The sequence below is a fragment of the Candidatus Omnitrophota bacterium genome, from assembly GCA_016929445.1.
GTDB lineage: Bacteria > Omnitrophota > Gorgyraeia > JAFGIU01 > JAFGIU01 > JAFGIU01.
The window spans coordinates 24899-33100 of sequence record JAFGIU010000092.1 but is presented as its reverse complement, the minus strand read 5'-3'; the positions used below and the strand labels follow the sequence as shown (position 1 = coordinate 33100).

The window sequence follows — 8202 nt, the reverse complement described above, 5'->3', positions numbered from 1 at the left end:
TTTCCCGGGGCCACCGCCGCGCTTTCCCTCTCCCCCCAGATCCAGCATGAACAGCAACAATTGGGCAATCTTTTGGAATTTGTTTGCAATAAAGCCACTGCTGCAGTGTTTTCCGATCTTCTTCAGAAACCACGGGTGCTTTCAAGCAGTGAATTTCCGCTTGAATCCCAAGCGGTTCAAGTAGCGACATTTGAGACCTTAGCATATGGTCTTCTGGATTTATCTCAACCGGATCAGTAAATGCGTATTGTCTTTTTGAGGCGCCATAATAAAGACCTATTCGGCGGGGAGCCCCAAGCAGCATAGCTAGCAGAGCTGTTTGATTAAAATATGGTTCGAAATCAATAACACAATCTATTTGTTTTCCCCGGAGTTGACGGAGCAACTTCAAGAAGCTACGGATGCCTCGTTGTTTTCCTAGAATGTCATAGTTAATAACCTCCGCAAAGCATGGCTGATTTTCCCATATCCCTACAGTAAGCGGTGTTGTGAGGGCAATGATTGCTGCGTTTGGAATGCTTTTCTTTAAATGGTCTATTACGGACAGAATCAAAACGGCATCACCCATGCCTACCGTTTTTATGATCACAAATGTCTGGGGCTGGCTCCCTTGTTCCTTTCCGCGATTACTTCCAAACACAACCCTTCTTATCATAGGGAGGTTCAACATCAGGATAACCCCTCCCAGCCATTTATCAGCAAATCTTAGAATCTTACGCAACATATCTAGCAAATATTCCTTCTGGACATTACAACCAAAGACTGCAGAAAACTCAGGCTCCAGCACAAAACAGACTATTTATTTGCTGCTTTTACGTGCTCTACAAATCTATGCCAAAACTGATCGCGCTGGGCGTTCACATGATCACTATAATATTCTTGTGCTTTCTCAAAATTCCGTTTTGCTTGTTGTATTTGCCAAGACTTGTCCTCAACCATTCTGCGCAGCTGTGCTGCTAGGGTCTTATCATCTCCAGGGTGATGCAAACATTCATAGGGTAGCAACTCAGGGATGCCTGCACATGTGGAACCTAAAGCAGGCAAGCCCCGGCTCATGGCTTCGATCAGCGCACGAGGAAGCCCCTCTGTGATGCTCGGCTGGATGTAAATATCCAGAGCGTCCAGCCACTGCATCACCGGCTCACCAGCAGGCAGACTCCCATCCAGGTGCAATAAACCGCCGGCACCAAGCTGCCTGGCCGCGGCTTGCCAGGAATCGAGCTTTCCGCTGCCCAAAACACGTAAATGTATCAGCAATCCTTGCTGTTTTAGCCTGCATAAAGCCTTTAGCGCGACATGCAGCCCTTTGTGCCGGGTAAACAAGGAGCCGATCATGCCGATCACAGGAGTCTTGGAGCAGTTTGATTGCTTTGCGCTCCAGCCTGCCAGCCGCTCTTCCAAAACAGCGTTCGGGACAGGCCTGATTTGTACATTGGACGCGTGGGCGCAAAGCCCGGGGCAGGGATACCGCTTTTGCAGATACTGGCGGGTTACATAAATGGCGAATTTGGCCTGCCCGGTCCAACGGCGCGACTCCCACCAAGCTAGCGGGGCATATAATTTGCCTGGCAGTGTTCCATAATGCCAAAAGTCATCCCAGGCACTGGCTACTACTTCGACGGCCCACGGAACTCCCTGCGAATGTGCTTCTTTCGCAGCCATCCAGCCAATTGGGGATTGCCGCACAATGACTGCATCACAATCCTCTATCTGCTGCTGAATAAGCTTGCGGGAGGCTCCGGTTTGCAATTGCATAAGGGGTTTCCCGTGATCATCCGGTGTGCCCGCAAAGTTCACCCCCGGGCCGGAAGACAGACTCCAGTTTTCCGGGGGTGTTGAACATTCGGATAGTCTACCGATGACAGTGAGTGCGTCGAAATATTTCAAATATCTTTTCAAATGCTCGTATGACAAAGAGCCACCAGTAAACACCTTGCCGTCCGGTGTGCGCACAAAACGCGTGCTATGGACAAAGAGTGCTTTCATAAGCTGCGTTTTGTCTCCGAAGGTTGTCTACCTTATGATTCCTGAACGAGTCTGTTACCGAGACATAGAACCATAGCAAGAGCAGCGGAAAGAATGCAATTGCATGTACAAGCATCAATAGACATGCGACCAGGGGTGTCAATATCCGCCCCAAGACACTTCCCGAAGCATCACCTGCACGGCAGACTAATGCGATACACAAGGGGCCGAGTAACATCCCCAACCAACTGAAATTTGCAATAGCCTCTTCCAGCCAACTCGTCGTCATCCCCCAACCCCACATGCGGGGACTTGAAAGAAACAATGCTGACGTGAAATACTGCGCGTAGGGCAAAGGCTTTTCGGGCCAAAGCTTACGCGGAACATACGACACAACAAGAAATACGAGACTCTGTCCTCTGTACTCTAAAATTCGCATCACCTCTGGATTTAGTTCCGCAAACAGAGTCATCTTGATTGCGTCATCTCGGCCAAAGTCCATCCGTACATTCTCATACCATGTCGTACTCACTCGTTCAGTATGCACTTGGAAGAAAAATGAATAGCCAAACACAACGATAAGACTAGCCACTATCAAGACAGCTGCCCTGACACCCTTCAACAACCCGCGGTGATGAAGAGCCATGAGTGCAAGAACAGCCATAATAACTACAATATTCCTTTTCCCATGGATCCAAACCGCCAGAAGCATGAAAACCGTCACAGCAGCAAGAGTTCCAAGCCTAGGCCACCGCCCAGGGACTCTGGGTGTGCTCACCGCGATGAGATAAGCCCCTGCCAATGCAGCCAAATTGGATGCGAGAGTCACGTAAGTATGAAATTCATCATAGGAGTCTGAGAAGCGTAATGTATCACTGAATGTCAGATATTCAGCAGGCAGTGGAGAGAGGCAAACTAGTACAATCGGACTTAGGAGGACCATCCAGCAAATAATCCAAGTTCTGGTTTTCTTTTGCTTTGCACTGCGGTTACCCCGCGGTGCATAACCACTGTTAGTGGTAGCACCACTCATTTTCAACTTAGGTTTACCAAAGCAGAGGAGGATAACCGGCACCAAGGCCATGTACAGGCAGTAGATAATACCCGTGGTTTCATCTGCGGATGCTAGCGCGAAGCCCGGTTTGTTAAGATAGCCGGGTCTCCCAAATATTTCATCCAGAAAGAGGGGGAGTCCACAGAACATAAAAAATACCGGAAGCACAAAATAGACAGAGTGCCTTCTGCCCTTGATAATCTGCTGACCCGCAAAGATGGCCAGGACCAACAACCACAAGAAGGTCGCCCAATTAAGCATGGGTAGCAGCATTCTAGGCCCTTGGGTACACCTGCCCTTACGGATAGGCAGCACAGAGTCCGTCTAGACTGACTCTTATATTAAATTTGGAATTTTCCACCAATAACTGCGATTTACTCACTTGTTCCGATAACCATTCCCCATTGGTCACCTGCTGTGCCCAATTTTCCAGTCCTGACAGAGAAAGCCTACATACAAGCTGAGGAATTATCACCACTTCCGCAGGTATTACATCCGAAATAGCACACCTCAACCCCGCGGCTTGGGCTTCCACCAACACCAACCCCAGCCCCTCCCAGCGCGAAGGGAACACAAACACATCCATTGCGCCTTTCATCAGGCGCGGAATATCCGCCCGGACTCCGGCAAAGATGACTTTGTCCTCAAGGCCAAGACGCTGGGCTTTCTGCTCAATCTTTTTGCGTAAACTCCCCTCCCCCACCAACAATAGCCAGGCCTTGGATTCCCGCTTTGCCACTTGGGCAAAGATATCCAGCAAGAACTCATGATTTTTTGCTTCTCTAAACCCACCTACATGGCCCAAAACAAAGGCGTCCAGGGGCAATCCCAGTTCAGTGCGCACCTCAGCCCGATCCACAGGGGCCTTGAAGGGTTCCAAGTCGATGCCGCAATACAGCACCTTCCAACGTGGGTCGTTCTTCCACTTAAGTCCAAACAAACTGGCAGCAGCCAGTTCGCTGCAGGCCAGGCCCACGGTTGCGCTCCGCTCAATCAACCACTCAGTAGTCGCCAAATAGAACCGTCTCAACGGGCCAGCTCCAGATTCCTTCACGGATATATCGTTATGGCTGTGCGCAATCCGCTGCCGCACCCCAAAAAGCCGGGCCAGCAATAGGGTAAAGCCGCTGAAGTGATGCACATGGCTGTGCACCCCATCATAGGGGCCGTGTTCTTTGAGGATGCGGCGAAAGTTTGCGGCGTATTGCAGCGGGCGCTTGGGATGCATGCACGGGAGAATGCGCGAACCGAGCGAACGGATTTCTTCATCATAAAAGCAGGGTTCTTCGGTGTGCACCATGAAGTCCAATTGAAAACGGGTGCGGTCGATGTGACGCAACACGTGCATGAGCCAGGTTTCGACACCGCCGGTGTTCATGCCGCCGACGATGTGGAGGATGCGGATGGGGTTAGTGGACATAGATCACCACGCCTCCCTGACAGTCGGCTCGTGATGACGCTTGGCGTCAGATTGCTTCGTCGCTTCGCTCCTCGCAATGACGAGGGCTGAGCCGGTTATTTGAATCAGGGCCGAGCCCATCAGGGCCATTACCGCGCCGTAGAGTTTGTATTGTGGAATCAGCCAGAACGAAAAGAGCGCCGTGCAAAGAAGCACACCCGCAAAAAGCGGCACTTGGGGCTTGAACTGCCGGGCCGCGGTCATGGCATAACCCAGGGCCGAGGCCACACCCAAAAGCGCGGCTGCGGCCATGAGCCACATGAACAGATTGGCATAAGCGGCGTATTCCCGGGTGTAAAGCAGGGTGAGGATCTGCTCCCCGGCCATCCGGATCACCCCCACCCCCAACAGGCCGATTGCGGCGTTCAGGAAGATTACTTTAAAGAGCAGCCGCTTAAAGGCTTTGAGGTTGCCTGCGGCAAAGAACTGCGCCAGTTTGGGGGTCACGGCCTGGCCCAGGGCCTGGATAAACATATTGACTGCCACTGTGGTGTAGGCCAGCGCCGCAAACAAGCCCAGCTCCCGGCTGCCCAGGAGTGTTTCGATGGCGTAGCGCGGCACGTTGGTGTTCAGGGAAAGAATCCCCATCACAATCCCCAGCGGAAAGGCCAGCACCACAATGCTCCACAGCGAGCTGCGGCGCTTTTGCGCGGAGTGCGCAGCCGAACGCAGCAAAGCGGTTTGGCCCGCGGGTTCATACACGGCCGCGAGCCTGCGTCCCACGCGGCAGTCGTAGAACACAAACACGAGCAGCCATGCCCCGGCCAAGCCCGCCAAGGCCAGCGCCAGATTGCCGGACATATGGAACACCCCGGCCAGCACAGCGATGGAGAGCGCTCCCTTGAGGATGCGGGACACGGCAATGTAGACCATGTGTTCGTTCTGCTGAAAGAAGCCGTAGAACACGTCGCTCAGCGATTCCACGGCTTTGGCCAGGGCCATCATGAGGACAGCCAGCAACGCAGCGCGCTCAAAACGCCCCAAAGACACAATGGCCCCTGTCAGGCCCATGGCCAAAAGCGCGGACACCGCGCGCACAGACACATAATCGGACAGGCGGTATTCTTTTTTGGCGTCGGTGGCTTGCACGGCGCGCAGTTGCATGTTGGTGACCATGACCACGGGCGCGGTAATGGCCAGGGCCAGGGCAAACTGCCCCACCACTTGCGGGCTGCCTAATTTGGCCAGGGCAACGAGCATGCCCCATTGGCACAGGGCATAGACGCCGTTACCGAGCATCATCCAGAGAAAGTTTTGCTTGGTGGGGGTGAGAAAAAGATTGCTTCGGTCGCTGCGCTCCCTCGCAATGACGGGTGCTGCGCTCGCAATGACGGGCAGGCTATTGGGTAACGGCACCGTAGTAGCGCGCGCGGGCATAGTAGTATCCACCGTAGTTGTCGTCTTGGGCTTTGACCTTGTTCATGAGCAGTCCCACAACCCGGGCTTGGGCGTTTTCCAGGCTCTGCCGCAGCAAAGGGATCACCTTGCGGGAGGTCTTGCCGCTCTCCAGCACCAGGACCGTGCCGTCCACCTTTTTGGACAGGAGCAACGCGTCGGTCACGACCATGACCGGGGGCGTATCAAAGAGAATGAAATCAAAGCGGGATTCCGCGCAGACCATAAATTCATCCATCTTTTTCCCGGCCAGGAGCTCCGACGGGTTGGGAGGGCAGGGGCCGCACGGCACCAGGCACAGGTTTTCAACAGCCGTGGGATGCAGGGTTTCCTCAAAGGGGGTTTGCGCCGCCAAAAAGGAGCTGAGTCCCCTTTTGTTGGCGGTCTGGTAGATCTTATGCTGGCGCGGCCTGCGCATGTCCGCGTCCACCAGGAGCACCCTTCGTCCGGTCTGCGCCATGGCAATGGCCAGATTGCTGACGGTCACACTCTTGCCTTCCTGCTGGCCCGGACTGGTCAGGAGCAGGCTTTTGACGGGCCTCTCCTGAGTGGAGGAAAACAACAGGTTGGTGCGGATGGTGCGGTAGGCCTCGGCAGCCGGGCTCACGGGTTCCAGGCGTATCCAGACATCCAGATTCTCCTTGCTCCGCCGGATCACCGGGATATAGCCCAGGAAAGGCCATTCGATCAGGTGGCGGATATCCTCGATGTTCTTGACGGAGTGGTCCAGATATTCCAGGAAAAAGGCCAAACCCACGGCCCCGAAAAGGCCCAAAATGATTGCCAGCAGGAGGTTTCTTCTCTTCTTGGGTTTGACGGGTTTGTACACCGCCTGGGCCCAGTCCTGCACGCTCACATTGCTGGCCTTCAGGCTGGCCAGGTCCGTGGCCGGGATTGCGGCATTGTCCATGGAAAAGCCCACCGCGCTTTCCTGCCGGATCTTTTCGGTGATATCCGCAAGCTTCTGCTTGACCCGGATCAGCTTGGGGTGCTTTTCCTTATAGATCTTGGAGTATTCGTTGAGCGTGGCTTTGAGTTTCAGGTATTCGTTCTTCTGGAGGGTCAATATCTCGCTTTTGCTGATATAGGCCAGGTTGCGCTCCACGTAGACCTCGGCAATGCGGTTGGCGAGCTGCGCGGCCAGCTCCGGGTCTTTGTTCTCCACGTTGAGCTTGAGCAGGCGCGTGCCGCGGACCTCCTCCACCTTGACATCTTCCATAAATTTCTCAACCGGATCGGGTTGATTGGAATAGACCCTGGGTTGCGGGGCAGCCTGGCCGGTGACGGTCTCCACAAGGCTGTTCATAAAGGTACGGGCTTGCGCGGACCAGGAGGTGCCGCTGCGGGAGGAACGCCCCTCGGAATAGTCTTCCAGGCGGTTGAGTTTGAACTCTTTGAACACCTGCTCAAGAATGCTCCTGCTCTGGATAATCTCTTTCTGGCTCTGGAAATACTCTTTGTAGGCCGCGTAATTCTGGGTGGCCAGAGCCATATCATTGCCGGAGATCGTGAGCACGTTGCTGTCTTCCTGGTCGACCAGCAACACAACCGTGGCCCGGTACACAGGCGTCATGAGCAGGCTGGCCACGGCCACGGCCAGCACGGTGCCGGAGAAAACCGAAAACACGGTCCACTTGCGGCGCTTCAGCACGCGCCAGTAGTCGCTCAGATCGATTTCTTCCTCAAATGGGGGGTTTGTGTTCACTAGAAAAAGCTCTCCGGCACAAAGATGATGTCCCCGGGTTGAATGGGGATATCCTTTTCTTTCATGCCCTTTTTGGTGATGTCGGTGACCCGGACCGGGAGGGCTTGCTCCACGCCGCCCTCAGTGCGGATCACACGGGTGCCGTTAAGGCTGGCCACTTTGGTGAAGCCGCCGGCCATGGCGATGGCTTCCAGCACCGTGGTCTCTTTCTCTGTGTGCATGTCGTATTTGCCGGGGTTGCTCACCGCGCCCAAGACCGTAATCTGTTTGACATGATACTCCTCAATAAACACCTGGACCTGCGCCTGCACCAGGTAGTCCTTTTCCAAGGCGCGGGTGAGCTTGTCTTCAATCTCGCCCACGGTCAGGCCCGCGACCTTCACCTTGTCCAGTAGCGGGAACGCGATATCACCGCCGGTGCTGACGCGCGCCTTGGTCTGGAGATCCTCATGTTCATAGACCGTGATCTGCAGCACGTCCTCAGGCTGGACCCGGTACGCTTCTGTATTCTGGGCCTCTGCCGGGGCCGGGGCCATTGTCATTGCGGCAAGCAGGGCAAGGGCCGGCAGCGCTGCGAGCGCGCGCGTCATTGCGGGGCCCGCGGGGGTCTGTGTTGTGCATAGA

Annotated in this window: 7 protein-coding genes; all 7 read right to left on the bottom strand. The window is 54.6% G+C overall.

The features are described from left to right. Positions 1–724 (bottom strand): glycosyltransferase family 9 protein (locus JW937_07525; protein ID MBN1587263.1); only part of this gene is annotated, 724 nt, incomplete at its 3' end. Between the two features lie 71 nt (positions 725–795). Then, entirely contained in the window at positions 796–1986 is a 1191-nt protein-coding gene (locus JW937_07520) for a glycosyltransferase family 4 protein (protein ID MBN1587262.1), read from the bottom strand. Then, positions 1964–3280 (bottom strand): hypothetical protein, encoded by a 1317-nt coding sequence (locus JW937_07515; protein MBN1587261.1) that lies wholly within the window; start codon positions 3278–3280, stop codon positions 1964–1966. Before JW937_07515 ends, JW937_07520 begins: the two co-directional genes overlap by 23 nt. Before the next feature lie 37 nt (positions 3281–3317). Next, positions 3318–4439 carry a glycosyltransferase family 1 protein gene (locus JW937_07510; GenBank protein MBN1587260.1) on the bottom strand — a complete coding sequence of 374 codons (1122 nt, stop codon included), beginning with the start codon at positions 4437–4439 and terminating at the stop codon, positions 3318–3320. Positions 4440–4442: 3 nt separating this feature from the next. Further along, positions 4443–5855, bottom strand: a complete 1413-nt coding sequence (locus JW937_07505) for an oligosaccharide flippase family protein (GenBank protein ID MBN1587259.1) — start codon at positions 5853–5855, stop codon at positions 4443–4445. Continuing rightward, a complete protein-coding gene (locus JW937_07500) occupies positions 5818–7578 on the bottom strand; it encodes a polysaccharide biosynthesis tyrosine autokinase (protein ID MBN1587258.1) in 1761 nt (586 codons plus the stop codon). Before JW937_07500 ends, JW937_07505 begins: the two co-directional genes overlap by 38 nt. Beyond that, on the bottom strand, positions 7578–8168 hold the full coding sequence (locus JW937_07495; protein MBN1587257.1) for a polysaccharide export protein: 591 nt from the start codon (positions 8166–8168) through the stop codon (positions 7578–7580). Before JW937_07495 ends, JW937_07500 begins: the two co-directional genes overlap by 1 nt. Positions 8169–8202: the final 34 nt, after the last annotated feature.